This is a genomic window from Streptomyces armeniacus, assembly GCF_003355155.1.
In the GTDB taxonomy this organism is placed as follows: domain Bacteria; phylum Actinomycetota; class Actinomycetes; order Streptomycetales; family Streptomycetaceae; genus Streptomyces; species Streptomyces armeniacus.
This window is the reverse complement of sequence record NZ_CP031320.1, coordinates 3,100,579-3,114,063: the sequence shown is the minus strand read 5'-3', so window position 1 is coordinate 3,114,063 and position 13,485 is coordinate 3,100,579. Positions and strand designations below refer to the sequence as shown.

The following is a 13,485-nucleotide window of genomic DNA, read 5'->3' as shown; positions in this document are numbered from 1 at the left end:
CGGCGGAGAACGCTCCCAACCGCGGCCCACCCCGCGGCCCCACCCGCGGCCGTACGGCTCGGACTCAGCCGCGTGCCGCCGGTTCGAGCGGCAGGTGGCAGGCCGCCAGGTGCTGCGGCCCGTACGGCGCGGGCTCGTCGGCCGGTACGGCCTCGGCGCACACCTCCTCGGCCTTCCAGCACCGGGTGCGGAAGCGGCAGCCCGACGGCGGGTCGGTCGGCGACGGCACCTCACCGGAGAGCACGATCCGCTGCCCGCCGTCCGCCCGCTCCGTCGGCGGGCGGGGCGCGGCGGACAGCAGCGAGGCGGTGTACGGGTGGCGGGGTGCGGTGAAGACCTCCTCCGCCGGGCCCGACTCGACCACCCTGCCGAGGTACATGACCGCCACCCGGTCGGCCACGTGCCGTACCACGGGCAGGTCGTGCGAGATGAAGACGTACGCCACGCCCAACTCGGCCTGCAGGCCGGTCAGTACGTTGAGCACCTGGGCCTGCACCGAAAGGTCGAGGGCCGACACGGGTTCGTCGCACACGATGACCTCGGGGTTGAGCGCCAGCGCACGCGCGATGCCGATACGTTGCCGCTGCCCGCCGGAGAACTCCTGCGGGGAGCGGCGCGCGTCGACCGCCCGCAGCCCCACCATCTCCAGCAACTCGTGCACCCGCCGCTCGCGGTCCGGGCGCGGCACCAGGTCGGGGTGCGAGCGCCACGGCTCGGCGATCAACTCCCCGGCGGTCAGCCGGGGGTTCAGGGAGGCGAACGGGTCCTGGAAGACCATCTGCACCCGGCGCCGCCACGCCAGCAGTTCCCGGCCGCGCAGGGCGAAGGGGTCCACGCCGTCGTAGCGCACCGTGCCCGCGTCCGGTCGCTCCAGCATCAGCAGGACACGGGCCAGCGTGGACTTCCCGCACCCCGACTCGCCGACCAGGCCGAGCGTTTCGCCGCGCCGTACGGTGAGGTCCACCTTGTCCAGGGCGTGCAGCCGGGTGCTGCCCGACGCGCTGCGCGGCACCCGGAAGGTCTTGGACAGGCCCCGCACCCGGAGCAGCGGTCCGGCGGCGGTGCTCGGTCCCGCAGCGGTGCTCTCCGTGCTCTCGGCGCCGTCCGCCGTGCCTTCGGTGTTGGCGGTCTCAGGCATCGGCCAGCTCCTTCCAGTAGTGGCAGGCCGACGCCCGGCCCGGCCCGGTCGCGGACAGCGGCGGCGCTTCCGTGGCGCACCGGTCGCGCGCCAGCGGGCAGCGGGTGCGGAACGCGCAGCCGTCCGGCACCGCCGCCGGCCGCGGCGGACTGCCCTCGATCGACGGCAGGGTGGTGCCGCGCGCGTGTCCCGCCGGCACCGAGTCCAGCAGCCCGCGGGTGTACGGGTGCCGCGGGGCGCCGAACACCTCGGCCACGGGGCCGGACTCCACGATGGCGCCGGCGTACATCACCGCGACCTGGTCGGCCTGTTCGCTGACCACCGCCAGGTCGTGCGTGATGAGGACGAGCGCCATACGCGTTTCCCGGCGCAGTTCCGCGAGGAGTTCCATGATCTGGGCCTGCACGGTGACGTCGAGCGCGGTGGTCGGTTCGTCGGCGAGCAGCACCGAGGGCCGCAGTGCCACCGCCATGGCGATCAGCAGCCGCTGCCGCATACCGCCGGAGAACTGGTGCGGATACGCCTTCGCCCGCAGCCGCGGCTCCGGGATCCCGACCCGCTCCATCAGTTCGACGGCCTTCTCCCCGGCGGTGCGCCGTGAGGCGCGCTCGTGGATGCGGAAGGGTTCGGCGAGCTGCGAGCCCACCGTGTACACGGGGTTGAGGGCGGTGAGCGCGTCCTGGAACACGACGGCCAGCTCCGGCCCGGCGAGGGCGCGCCGCTCCCGTGGTGCCAGCCGCAGCACGTCACGGCCCCCCAGGAGCACCCGGCCGCCGACGACTTCGGCGACCGGGTCGAGGAGACCGGTCACGGCCTGCACCGTCATGCTCTTACCGCAGCCGGACTCGCCGAGCAGGGCGAGGGTCTCCCCGGAACGGACGGAGAAGCCGACGTCCCGTACGACCCGCACCGGCCCGGTGGGGGTGCGGAGTTCGACCGACAGGCCGCTGACGGCCATCGCCGCCGCGTCCGTACCGGCCGCGTCCGTACGGCCCGCGTCCGTACGGCCCGCGCCCGCGCCCGCGCCCGTACGGCTCACGCCCGCGCCGTCCGTACCGTGCCCGTTCATGCGTGCTCCTTTCCGGCGCCTGCGGCCCCGCGGCCGCGGCGCCCGCGCTTCGGCACGGTCAGCCGCCAGCGCTGTGCGGGGTCGCCGGCGATCCTGGCCCAGCCGGCGAGCACGGTCATCGCCACGGTCGTGCCGACGATCGCCAGGCCCGGGAACACCGCGGTCCACCAGGCGTTCTGCAGCTCCTGCCGGCCCTGCGCCACCATCAGTCCCCAGGACATGTCCGGTGGCTGGATGCCGATGCCGAGGAAGCTCAGCGAGGACTCGGTGAGCATCACGAAGCAGAAGTCCACGGCGGCCACGGTGAGCAGTGTCGGCAGGACGATCGGCGCGACGTGGCGCCGTATGATCGCCCAATTGCCGGTGCCGAAGGTGCGTGCCGCGTCGACGAACAGCCTGCTGCGCAGCTCCGCCGACTCCGCCCGCGCGGTGCGCAGGTAGACCGGGATACGGGCGAGGGCGAGCACCGCGACGATGTTCGCGACGCTCGGGTCGAACACGTACAGCACCACCACGGCGAGCAGCAGCGACGGGAAGCTGAGGATCACGTCGGCGACGCGCATCGACACGGTCTCCCGCCAGCCCCGGTGGAACCCGGCCCACATGCCCCACAGCGAGCCGACGCACAGCGACAGCAGGACGGCGGGGACCGCGACCGACATGGTCGTACCCGCCGCGACGATCAGCCGCGCCAGGACGCTGCGTCCGAGCGAGTCGCTGCCGAGGACGAACTCCCAGCCCTCGCCGGTGGAGAACGGCCGCAGGTTCACCGCCCGCAGGTTCTGCTCGCGGGCGAGGTCGCCGAGGAGCGGCGGCCCCAGGACGGCACACAACCCGACGAGGAGCAGTACCGCGCAGGCCGCCGTCGCCATGCGGTCCGCCACCAGCAGGCGCAGCGGCCCGTGCCGGCGGGCAGCGCCGTCCGCGGGTCCGGAGCCTTCGGATTCGGCGCGCGCGGGGAGTTCGCCGTCCGCGGACTCGGTACGGGAGCCCGCGGACCCGGCCGTCTTCTCGGTCTCGTGATGCGTGCTCACGTCATCGCCCCTTGTCTGACCCGCGCGTCCAGCAGCGCGTAGCAGCTGTCGATGAGGATGTTCAGCGCGAAGATCGTCAGCGAGGTCAGCAGCACCGCCGCCTGCAGCACCGCGAAGTCGCGCTGGAGGATGGAGTCGATCATCAGCTTGCCGATGCCCGGCCAGCCGAAGATGGTCTCCACCACCACGGCGCCGTTGATCAGCCCCACCGTCAGGTCTCCGGCGACGGTGAGCGCCGGGGCGCCGGCGTTGCGCAGCGCGTGCTTGAAGATCACCCGCTGCTCGCTGGCCCCCTTGCTGCGTGCCACCTTGATGTACGGCTCGGACAGCGCGGTGACCATCGCCCCGCGCACCACCTGTACGAGGACGCCGAACGGCCGGATGAGCAGCGTCGTCACGGGCAGCACCCAGGCCGCCGCGCCGACCGTCCCGGAGGTCGGCAGCCAGTCGAGGGTGACCGCGAAGACCAGTACGCCCATGATCGCGAACCAGAAGTCCGGGGTGCTCGCCGCCGTGGAGGACAGGAAGCCGGCGATCCGGTCTGCGGGCGAGTTCGGCCGGTACGCCGCCAGGCTGCCGACGACCACCGCGCCGGCGATCGCCAGCAGCATGGTGGTGCCTGCCAGTTGGAGCGTGGCGGGGAACGCCCGCAGCACGGCCTCCGACGCGGGCTGCGCCGTACGCAGCGACTCGCCGAAGTCGAGGTGGGCGAGCTGCGCGAGGTAGTCGCCGAACTGCACCACCAGCGGGTCGTCGAAGCCGTGCTGCGCGGAGAACGTCTCCCGCATCTCCTGCGTGGCGCTGAGCGGCAGGTACAGGTTGGCCGGGTCGCCGGTGAGGCGGGCCAGGAAGAACACGCCCAGGACCACCACCAGGAGCGGGATCAGGCTGGAGAGGATCCGGTGTCTCAGAAAGGTCAGCATCGTGGTCCCTCAGCCCGCCGGGTGGATCTCGGCCAGGTGCATCTCGTCGCCGCTGGCCGAGTCGGGCACGTACGTGACGTCCGGTGCCAGCGCGATGATGCCCGTCATGTGTGCCAGGACGGCATCCCGTACGACCTTCTCGCCCTGGTACGCGAGGGCGTCGGCGAAGCCGGTCTCCCGGTCGCGGCCGGCGGCGCGTTCGGCCCGCTGGATCCGCTCGTCCAGACCCGGGGTGCCGTAGCTGCTCTGCGCGCCCTTGCTGCCGTAGATCTGGTCCATGGTGAACGCGGCGTCGCCCGCCTGGTTGCCGTGCTGGGCCTGGAGCAGGGTCGGGCCTGCGTCCCGTGGGAACGGCCGGAGCAGGTATTCCGTCCAGGCGTTCACGTCCAGCATCTTCACCTCCACCTTGAGCCCGGCCTCCGACAGCGCGCTCTGCACCACCTCCATGGCCTCCGCGGCCTTGGGGTAGATGCCGTTGCGGCCGATGATCGTGATCTTCTTGTCGACGGGTACGCCGTCCGAACGGGCCTCGTCGATCAGCGACTTGGCCCGCTGCTTGTCGTGGGGCCACGCCTTGATGTCCGGGTTGTGGCCGGTGACGCCGTCCGGGACGAGCTGGCCCGCGGGCTTGCCGAGTCCGGCGAAGACGGAGGCGACGAGGCCCTTGCGGTCGATTGCGTAGTTGATGGCCTGGCGCACCCGCAGGTCGTCCAGCGGCGCCTTGCCCGCGTCCATGCGGAGGTACGAGGTCTCGTTGTTGGGGTACTCCACGGCGTGCTCGCCGGCCCCGTCCGCGGGTGCCAGGCCCACCGCGACATCCGCCTCGCCGCTGCTGATCATCGCGGCCCGTACGCTGCCCTCGGCGCGCCAGGTGTACAGCGCCGCGGCGTAGTCGGGGGCCTTGCCCCAGTAGCCGTCGTACCGGTCGAGCCGCAGGTTGATGCCCTGGTTCCAGGTGTCGATGCGGTACGGGCCGGTGCCGACCGGCTCGCGGACCTTGGCCTTGGCGTCCGTGCTCGTGGGCACCATCTCCACGAAGGACAGCCGCAGCGGCAGGATCGGGTCCGGCTCCTCCGAGGTGACCTGGAGCGTCGTGCCGTCGACGGGGGTCGCGGTGATCTCGCTGTCGCCGAAGACGTAGCCGTCGACGTTGCACTCGATGCCGGAGTCGACGGTGCGGCGGACGGAGAAGGCCGCGTCCTTCGCGTCGAACGCCGACCCGTCGTGGAACGTGACGCCCTTGCGGAGGGTGAACCGCCACGTGGTCGGCGACGTCTGCTTCCACCCGGTGGCGAGCTTGGGTTCGAGCTCGCCGGTCTTCGGGACGCGTTCGGCCAGCGGCTCGGTGATGTTGGAGCGTACGACGCGGCCGGTGGCGGTCAGCGAGGCATCGCACGGCTCCAGTGTGGGCGGCTCCTCGGGCAGCACGACCTGGGCGGTGTCGGCGCCGGCGGCCGATCCGGAGTTGGCGACCGTGCACCCGCCCGTCAGCAGTACGCCCACCGCGACGAGCACGGCGGCGCGCCGGCCCGGCGGTCCGGTGGCCACGGGTGGCCGGCGGAGAGGGGGTTTCATCGTTCCTCGATCCTCCTTGGTGGCGCAGGCGGCACCGGTGGTGCGGGCGGCGCGTGGCCGCGCGGTGCGCGGGCGGGTACGCGGCAGACGCGGCGGGGATGCCGTACGCGGCGCGGGTGCCGTACGCGGCGGGGCCCGCCTGCGCGGGCGGCGGGCGCCTCAGCCACCGATGCCGTCCAGGGCGGCGTGGCCGCGGTCGATGAGGGCGGCGAGCTCTGTACGGTGCTCCGGCGTCACCTCCGCCAGCGGCGGCCGTACGGGTCCCGCCGACCGGCCCTGGACCGCCAGGCCCGCCTTGACCAGGGCGACCGCGTAGCCGTTCGTGGTGTGGCGCAGCCGGGTCAGCGGCACGTAGAACTCGCGCAGCAGGGTCTGCTGCGCGGCGTCGTCGCCGCGCAGGAACGCGTCGTGGAAGGCGCGGGCGATCGCCGGGGCGAAGGCGAGGGTCGCCGAGGAGTACGCGCGGGCGCCGACGGCGGCGTAGGCGGCGGCGAAGACCTCCGCGGTGGGCATGCCGTTGAGGAGCGCCAGCTCGCCACCGGTGGCGGTGTGGATGCGCTGCAGCAGCTCCACGTCGCCGTACCCGTCCTTGAACGCCACCACCTGCTCGAGGCCGGCCAGCTCCGCCACCGCCTCGGGGGTGAACACGGCGGTCGAGCGCTGGTACGGGACCAGGGGCAGCCCGGTCGCCGCGGCGATCTGCCGGTAGTGCGCGACGAGCCCGGCGGGCGGGCCGGCCTGGAGGTACGGCGGGAGGATCAGCACGCCGTCGGCCCCGGCGCGCTCGGCGGAGCGCACGTACTCGACGGCGAGCCGCGTACCGCCGCCGGCACCCGCGTAGACGGGCACCTGGCCGGCCAGATGTGTGACCGCGGCGCGTACGAGCGTGCTGTGCTCGGCCACGGTCAGCGACGCGAACTCGCCGGTGCCGCACGCGACGAACAGCGCGCTCGGCCCGGCCTTGACCATCTCGGCGAGATGCTGCTCGAAACGCGGGAGGTCCAGCTCGCCGTCGTCGCGCCGGAACGGGGTGACGGGGAAGCCGAGCAGCCCGCTCAGGGGGTTGGCCGGGGGTTGCTGGGGGCGCACCATGAAGCCTCTCCTCAATCGCGTCCACATATGGAGACGCTGTCTATCCTTGTGGACGGAGTAAATGCGGCTGGTGCTGGTGCGTCAAGAGATGTGAACGGGAAATTCCGTGGCGGCGCCCCGCGCGGAAACCGTTCGGAAGGCCCCCGGGCCCCCAACTCGCCTACGGGGTACGGGCGGAGCGCCCGGCACCGGCCGCGCGACGGACTCACCGGTCACACGTCGCCCCGGGGCCGCGGCCGGGTGCGGCATCATGCTGCGCATGAGCCACTCCGACCCCTCCGACCGCTCCGGCAAGCTCGCCCACCGGCTGGTGCCCATGACCGGCCGCGACCCGGAGGAACACGGACGGGCCTCGTCGCCACTGGAGCTCCTGTTCGACCTCACCTTCGTGGTCGCCGTCGGCACCGCCGCGTCCCACTTCGCCGAGATGCTCGCCGCGGGGCACCACGGGCAGGCGGTCACCGCGTACGTGCTCGCGATGTTCGCGATCAGCGTCGCGTGGATCAGCTTCAGCTGGTTCGCCTCCGCGTTCAGCACGGACGACTGGCTCTACCGCGTGCTGACGATGGTCCAGATGATCGGCGTCGTCGTGTTCGCGCTCGGCCTGCCGGCGATGTTCCACTCCGTCGAGGAGGGCGAGCACCTCGAACTCCGGGTGATGGTGCTCGGCTACATCGTGATGCGCGTCGCGATGGTGCTGCAGTGGTGGCGCGCTTCCCGGCAGTCCCCCACCCACAGCGCCGTGGGGAAGGCGAACATCCGCTGGACCGTGCTCGCCCAAGTCGGCTGGACCGTGGTGGCGTTCACGCATCTGCCGCTCGCCGCCGTGTTCGTCTGCTTCGCGGTCCTCGGCGTACTGGAGCTGGCGCTGCCGGTCCTCACCCAGGGCAGCGCGGGCGGCACCCCGTGGCACCCCCACCATGTCGCGGAGCGGTACGGCCTGTTCGCGATCATCGTTCTCGGCGAGGGCGTCATCGGCACCGTCGCCTCGTCGTCCGACCTCCTCGGCGGCGCGGACGGCACGCACTGGACCGGGAACGCGGTCGCCGTCGTCGTCGCCGGCGTCGGACTGACCTTCGGCATGTGGTGGGTGTACTTCATGACCCCGTTCGGCGACGTCCTCGTACACCGCCGCGGCCGCGGCTACCTCTTCGGCTACGGCCACATCCCCCTGTTCATGGGCATCGCCGGCGCCGGCGCCGGGCTGCACGTGGCCGGCCTCCACCTGGAGCACCACGCGAAGCTCGGCGAGACGGCCGTGACCCTCTCGCTGGCCCTCCCGGTCGGCCTCTACCTGCTGATGGTCTACCTGCTGCACACCCTGCTGCTGTCCTCGGCCGACCCCTTCCACCTGCTGCTGATCTCCGCCACGCTCGCCGTGCTCCTCGCGGCGGTCCTGCTGTCGGCGGCCGGTGCCCCGATCGCGGTGTGCCTGCTCGTGGTGATGCTCGCCCCGTACGTCACCGTGCTCGGCTACGAGACGGTCGGCCACCGCCACCAGCAGGCGATGCTGGACGCGCTCGGCGGGCAGCGGCAGCACTGACCGGGCACGAAAGCCGCCGCCGTACGGCGAGTTGGAAGGCGCCGCCTCGAGCGGCGGCTCGGACGGCGGGCTGAACGGCACGTGGCGCGGCGGGACCGCCGTGCCAGAATCAGCCGAGTGCAGATCGGCGTGCTGGGATCATTCGAGGTTCGCACGGACGACGGCGTCCCGGCCGACGTGCCGGGCGCCCGGCTGCGCGGGCTGCTGACCGCCCTCGCCCTCGAACCGGGCCGCGCCGTCCCCAAGGCGGCGCTCGTCGACTGGATCTGGGGCGAGCGCCCGCCCGCCGACGCGGCGAACGCCCTCCAGCGCCTCGTCTCCCGGCTGCGGAAGGCGCTGCCCGAAGGGGCCGTCGAGAGCCGTACGGACGGCTACCGGCTGGTGGTGGAACCCGGCGCCGTGGACGCCGTACGGTTCGAGCGCCTCGTCGGCCAGGCGCGCGAGAACCGCGAGGACGGGGAGCGGCAGCGGGTACGGCTGCTGCGCGAGGCCCTCGCGCTGTGGCGCGGTGCGGCCATGCAGGACGTCGGGCTCCAGGACAGCGCGGCGTTCGACGCGGCGGTCACCCGGCTCGAAGGGCTGCGCCTGACCGCGCTGGAGGACCGGTTCGACGCGGAGGTCCGCCTCGGCCACGGCGCGGAGCTGATCACGGAGCTGACCGACCTGGTGGCCGCTCATCCCGTACGGGAGCGGCCGGCCGCCGCGCTCATGCGCGCCCTCGTCGCGGCCGGACGGGACAGCGACGCGCTGCTCGTGTACCAGCGCACGCGCGAGGCACTGGCCGACGCGCTGGGCGCCGGCCCCTCGCCGGAGCTGTCCGCGCTGCATGTCGCGCTGCTGCGGGGCGAGTTGGGGCGGCGGGAGGAGAACCGGCGGACCAACGTGCGGGCCGAGCTGACCAGTTTCGTCGGCAGGGACTCCGACATCGCCGACGTCGCCGGACTCACCGCGGCACACCGCCTCACCACGCTGACCGGGCCGGGCGGCTCCGGAAAGACCAGACTGGCCACGGAGACCGCGCGCAGCCTGCTCGGCGAACCGCCGGACGGCGTCTGGCTGGTGGAGCTGGCCGCCGTCGGCGCAGGCGGCGACGTGGCGCAGGCGGCGCTCGACGGGCTCGGCCTCCGGGACGCCCTCCTCGGCGAGGCGCCGAGCGCCGAGCCTGCGGACCGGCTCGTCGCCGCGCTGCGCGAGCGCGAGATGCTGCTGATCCTGGACAACTGCGAGCACGTGATCGGGCCCGCGGCGGCGCTCGCCCACCGGCTGCTCGGGGAGTGCCGGCGGCTGCGGATCCTGGCGACGAGCAGGGAACCGCTCGGCATCACCGGCGAGGCGCTGTGGCCGGTCGTGCCGCTGGCCCTGCCGGACGGGGACGCAGGCCCCGACGAGACCGCGTCCGCGCCGGCCGTACGGCTGCTGCGGGACCGGGCGGGCGCCGTACGCAAGGATCTCGCGGCCGACGCCGCGGGCACCGCCGACACCGCCGACGCCGCCGACGCCGCCGACGCCGCCACGCTGGCGACGATGGCGCGGATCTGCCGGGCGCTGGACGGGATGCCGCTGGCGATCGAACTGGCCGCGGCCCGGCTGCGCACCATGTCCCTCGACCAGCTCGCCCACCGGCTCGACGACCGGTTCCGGCTGCTGACCGGCGGCAGCCGTACGGCACTGCCGCGGCACCGCACGCTGCGCGCGATGGTCGACTGGAGCTGGGAGCTGCTCACCGGCGCCGAACGGGCGGTCCTGCGCAGGCTCTCGGTGTTCTCGGGCGGAGCGGGCCTGGAAGCGGCCGAACGGGTCTGCGCCGCCGCGGGGGCGCATGAGGAAGTGGACGCGGTGCCGCGGGAGGACGCGGTGCCGCGGGAGGACGCGGTGCCGCGGGAGGACGTGTTCGAGCTGCTCACCGCGCTGACCGAGAAGTCGCTGCTGGTCGCCGGGGGCGAAAGCGCACCGCGCTACCGGATGCTCGGCACCATCAAGGAGTACGCCGCCCAGCGGCTCGCGGAGGCGGGCGAGTCGGACCTGGCGCGCCGCGCCCACCTCGCGTACTTCACCGAGCTCGCCGAGACCGCGGACACGCACCTCCGCCGCGCCGGCCAGCTGGAGTGGCTCGCCACGCTCGAGGCCGAGCACGACAACATCGGCGCGGCGATGCGCGGTGCGCTCGCCGCCCGCGAGGCGCCCGAGGCGATGCGGCTCGCGGCGGGCGCCGGCTGGTACTGGTGGCTCGGCGGGCGCAAGGCCGAGGGCATCGAGCTGATCATGGCGGCCACGAGGACGCCCGGCGAAGTGCCCGACGACATACGGGCGATGGTGTACGGGATGGTCGTACTGTTCGAGACGTCCGGGCTGGGCGACGAGCACAACGCCGAGGAGTGGATCCACCAGGCGTACCGGCTCAGCCACGCCGGCTACGGCCGCTACCCGATGCTGGCGCTCATCGGCGCGATGGAGCGCATGCTGGCGGGCCCGGACGCGCTGGTGTCCGCGTTCGAGCCCCTGCTGGACGACGCGGACCCGTGGGTGCGCGCGCTGGCCCGCTTCCAGCTCGGCAAGATGCGGATCGTGCGCGGCGACGCCGGACCGGAGGCGGACGCCCATCTCGAGCTGGCGCTCGCCGAGTTCCGCTCACTCGGCGAGCGGTACGGGATCTCGCTGGCCCTCACCGAACTCGCCAACCGGATCGCCATGCGGGGCGAGTTCGCCCGCGCCTGCGAGCACTTGGAGGAGGCGGTCGCGGCCGTCACCGAGATCGGCGCCGTCGACGACGTCATCCATCTGCGGTCCCGGCAGGGGCAGCTGTACTGGCTGCTGGGCGACGAGGACTCCTGCACGGCCACCATGGCCGAGGCCGAACGGTGCGCGGAACAGGTCACCTGGCCGGCCTCGCTCGCCGCGCTCGCCCTCTCGAAGGCGGAGCTGGCCCGCTGGCGCGGCCACCGCGAGGAGGCCCGCCGGCAGCTCGGCACCGCGACGGCGCTGCTGGGCGACGAGGCGGAACTGGCGCCCGTACGCGCGATGGTCCACGACCTGCTCGGCTATCTCGCCGACGATCTCGACGAGGCACTTACGCACCGCGTCGCGGCCTTCCAGGCGGCGTCCGAGACGGACGGCGCCTTCCTGATCGCGTACGCCCTCGTCGGGGTCGCGGACCTGGCGCTCCGCCGCGAGCAGTACGAGCAGGCCGCGCGGCTGCTCGCGGCGAGCGCCGCCGTGCTCGGGCTGCCGCACCCCGGCCAGCCGGACGCGGCCCGGATCGAGGAGGCGGCGCGGAACCGCCTCGGCGACGCGCGGTTCGCCGAGGCGGCTCGGGAGGGTACGCGCACGAACTGGCGGCAGCTGGTCGCGGTCACGCTCGCCTGGTGAACGTGGAGCGCGCCCACAGATAGCCGACGAGCGCGATCCCGGCGCACCAGGCGACGGCGGTCACCGCGTCGCCGCCGGACGGTTCGCCGGCGAGCAGCCCGCGCATGGTCTCGATGACGGGCGTGAAGGGCTGGTACTCCGCGAACTGCCGCAGGCCCGGCCCCATCTTCTCGGCGGGCACGATCGCGCTGCTGAAGAACGGCAGCATGACCAGCGGTACGGAGGCCATGCCCGCCGTCTCCGGGGACTTCGCCGCCAGCCCCAGGGCGACGGTGAGCCAGCCCGCCGCGAAGCCGAGCAGCACGACGATGCCGGCCACGCCGAGCCAGTCGAGGAGCCCCGCCGACGGGCTGAACCCCAGCAGGAACGCCACCCCGACGAGGGCCGCGATGGCGATCAGGTTGGTGAGCAGACTGGCGATGACGTGACCGGTCAGGACGGCTCCGCGGGAGACGTCCATGACCTTGAACCGGTTGATGATGCCCTTCGTCATGTCGGAGTTCACCGCGGTCGCGGTGGCACCCAGCCCGTAGCAGACGGCCAGCAGGATCAGTCCCGGCGTGCCGTAGTCGATGTAGTCGACGCCGACGCTGAAGGCGTCGCCCATCATGTAGACGAACATCAGCATCATGATGATCGGCATCAGGACCGCGTTGAACACCGAGGTCGGATTGCGGGCGAGGTGCGTGAAGTTGCGGCGCAGCATCACGATCGAGGGGGACTTGGTGCTCATTCCGCCGCCTCCGTTGAGTGGCCCGTCAGGGCGAGGAAAACGTCGTCGAGGTCCGGTGTGTGGACGGAGAACTCCTCGGCGCTGATGCCGTACTCGTCGAGCCTGTCCAGCAGGGCACGCAGCGACTTCGTACCGCCGTCGCCGGAGACCCGCAGGGCCAGCGCCTCGTCGTCGCGCGTGGAGCCGGTGAAGACCCGTGCGGCGGCGTCGAGTTCGGCGGCGGTTGCGAACCGGAGCCGTACGTGGGTGCCGGGCACCTGGCGCTTGAGGTCGTCGGGGGTGCCCTGGGCGACCAGGCGGCCCCGGTCGAGTACGGCGATACGGTCGGCGAGCTGGTCGGCCTCCTCGAGGTACTGGGTGGTGAGGAAGACGGTCACGCCGTCGGCCACCAGCTCGCGGATGATCTCCCACATCGTGCGGCGGCTGCGCGGGTCCAGGCCCGTCGTCGGCTCGTCCAGGAAGATGATCCGCGGCCCGCCGACCAGCGTCATCGCCAGATCCAGCTTCCGGCGCATGCCGCCGGAATAGGTGGCGGCCTGGTTCCGCGCCGCGTCGGCCAGGTCGAACCGCTCCAGCAGTTCCGTACGGACCCGTCTGCTCTCCCCGGAGCCCAGGCCGTGCAGATCCGCCATCAGCCGCAGGTTCTCGTGCCCCGTCAGCAACTCGTCCACCGCCGCGAACTGGCCGGTGACCCCGATCAGCGCGCGCACCTCCTTGGTCTCGGTCTCGATGTCGTGCCCGGCGACGCGTACGGTGCCACCGTCCGCCTTCATCAGTGTGGTCAGCACGTTGACCATCGTCGTCTTGCCCGCGCCGTTCGGGCCAAGCAGGGAGAAGACCGTGCCCGCGCGCACCTCCACGTCGATGCCGTCGAGCACGGTCCTGTCCCTGAACGCTTTCCGCAGCCCCGAGGCTGAAATCGCTGAACTCGTCATGCGCCCACTGTCGGGACCCGGCCTGTCACGCCCCTGACACCGGCCTGACACGGCCCGTACGGCGGTGTCAGCGTCCG

At 73.1% G+C, this 13,485-nt stretch carries 10 protein-coding genes; 2 read left to right on the top strand and 8 right to left on the bottom strand.

The window, feature by feature from the left end:
- Positions 1–64 precede the first annotated feature (64 nt).
- The 6 genes from DVA86_RS13510 to DVA86_RS13485 form a co-directional block, all read right to left on the bottom strand.
- Entirely contained in the window at positions 65–1,138 is a 1,074-nt protein-coding gene (locus tag DVA86_RS13510) for an ABC transporter ATP-binding protein (RefSeq protein ID WP_208878434.1), read from the bottom strand.
- A complete protein-coding gene (locus tag DVA86_RS13505; RefSeq protein ID WP_425470980.1) occupies positions 1,131–2,096 on the bottom strand; it encodes an ABC transporter ATP-binding protein in 966 nt (321 codons plus the stop codon). Before DVA86_RS13505 ends, DVA86_RS13510 begins: the two co-directional genes overlap by 8 nt.
- A gap of 107 nt (positions 2,097–2,203) precedes the next feature.
- Entirely contained in the window at positions 2,204–3,241 is a 1,038-nt protein-coding gene (locus tag DVA86_RS13500; RefSeq protein ID WP_245996542.1) for an ABC transporter permease, read from the bottom strand.
- Positions 3,238–4,164, bottom strand: coding sequence for an ABC transporter permease (locus tag DVA86_RS13495; protein ID WP_208878431.1), 927 nt, complete (start codon positions 4,162–4,164; stop codon positions 3,238–3,240). Before DVA86_RS13495 ends, DVA86_RS13500 begins: the two co-directional genes overlap by 4 nt.
- Positions 4,165–4,173: 9 nt before the next feature.
- On the bottom strand, positions 4,174–5,739 hold the full coding sequence (locus DVA86_RS13490; protein WP_208878430.1) for an ABC transporter substrate-binding protein: 1,566 nt from the start codon (positions 5,737–5,739) through the stop codon (positions 4,174–4,176).
- A 159-nt stretch (positions 5,740–5,898) separates the two neighbouring features.
- On the bottom strand, positions 5,899–6,831 hold the full coding sequence (locus DVA86_RS13485) for a 5-dehydro-4-deoxyglucarate dehydratase (protein WP_208878428.1): 933 nt from the start codon (positions 6,829–6,831) through the stop codon (positions 5,899–5,901).
- Positions 6,832–7,090: 259 nt separating this feature from the next.
- On the opposite strand from DVA86_RS13485, the gene DVA86_RS13480 reads away from it, so the two are divergent.
- Positions 7,091–8,374 (top strand): low temperature requirement protein A, encoded by a 1,284-nt coding sequence (locus DVA86_RS13480; RefSeq protein WP_222623318.1) that lies wholly within the window; start codon positions 7,091–7,093, stop codon positions 8,372–8,374.
- Between the two features lie 117 nt (positions 8,375–8,491).
- Positions 8,492–11,740: an ATP-binding protein gene (locus DVA86_RS13475; RefSeq protein ID WP_208878427.1), complete on the top strand. Its 3,249-nt coding sequence runs from the start codon at positions 8,492–8,494 to the stop codon at positions 11,738–11,740.
- On the opposite strand, the gene DVA86_RS13470 is transcribed toward DVA86_RS13475, so the two are convergent.
- Together DVA86_RS13470 and DVA86_RS13465 are read right to left on the bottom strand one after the other, a co-directional pair.
- Positions 11,724–12,473 carry an ABC transporter permease gene (locus tag DVA86_RS13470; protein ID WP_208878425.1) on the bottom strand — a complete coding sequence of 250 codons (750 nt, stop codon included), beginning with the start codon at positions 12,471–12,473 and terminating at the stop codon, positions 11,724–11,726. The genes DVA86_RS13475 and DVA86_RS13470 overlap by 17 nt on opposite strands.
- A complete protein-coding gene (locus tag DVA86_RS13465) occupies positions 12,470–13,408 on the bottom strand; it encodes an ATP-binding cassette domain-containing protein (RefSeq protein WP_208878423.1) in 939 nt (312 codons plus the stop codon). Before DVA86_RS13465 ends, DVA86_RS13470 begins: the two co-directional genes overlap by 4 nt.
- Positions 13,409–13,485 lie beyond the last annotated feature (77 nt).

Bases quoted from the DNA above. Each gene is read 5' to 3' on its own strand.
- DVA86_RS13510 (WP_208878434.1), bottom strand. From the start codon at position 1,138: ATGCCTGAGACCGCCAACACCGAAGGCACGGCGGACGGCGCCGAGAGC.
- DVA86_RS13505 (WP_425470980.1), bottom strand. From the start codon at position 2,096: ATGGCCGTCAGCGGCCTGTCGGTCGAACTCCGCACCCCCACCGGGCCG.
- DVA86_RS13495 (WP_208878431.1), bottom strand. From the start codon at position 4,164: ATGCTGACCTTTCTGAGACACCGGATCCTCTCCAGCCTGATCCCGCTC.
- DVA86_RS13490 (WP_208878430.1), bottom strand. From the start codon at position 5,739: ATGAAACCCCCTCTCCGCCGGCCACCCGTGGCCACCGGACCGCCGGGC.
- DVA86_RS13485 (WP_208878428.1), bottom strand. From the start codon at position 6,831: ATGGTGCGCCCCCAGCAACCCCCGGCCAACCCCCTGAGCGGGCTGCTC.
- DVA86_RS13480 (WP_222623318.1), top strand. From the start codon at position 7,091: ATGAGCCACTCCGACCCCTCCGACCGCTCCGGCAAGCTCGCCCACCGG.
- DVA86_RS13470 (WP_208878425.1), bottom strand. From the start codon at position 12,473: ATGAGCACCAAGTCCCCCTCGATCGTGATGCTGCGCCGCAACTTCACG.
- DVA86_RS13465 (WP_208878423.1), bottom strand. From the start codon at position 13,408: ATGACGAGTTCAGCGATTTCAGCCTCGGGGCTGCGGAAAGCGTTCAGG.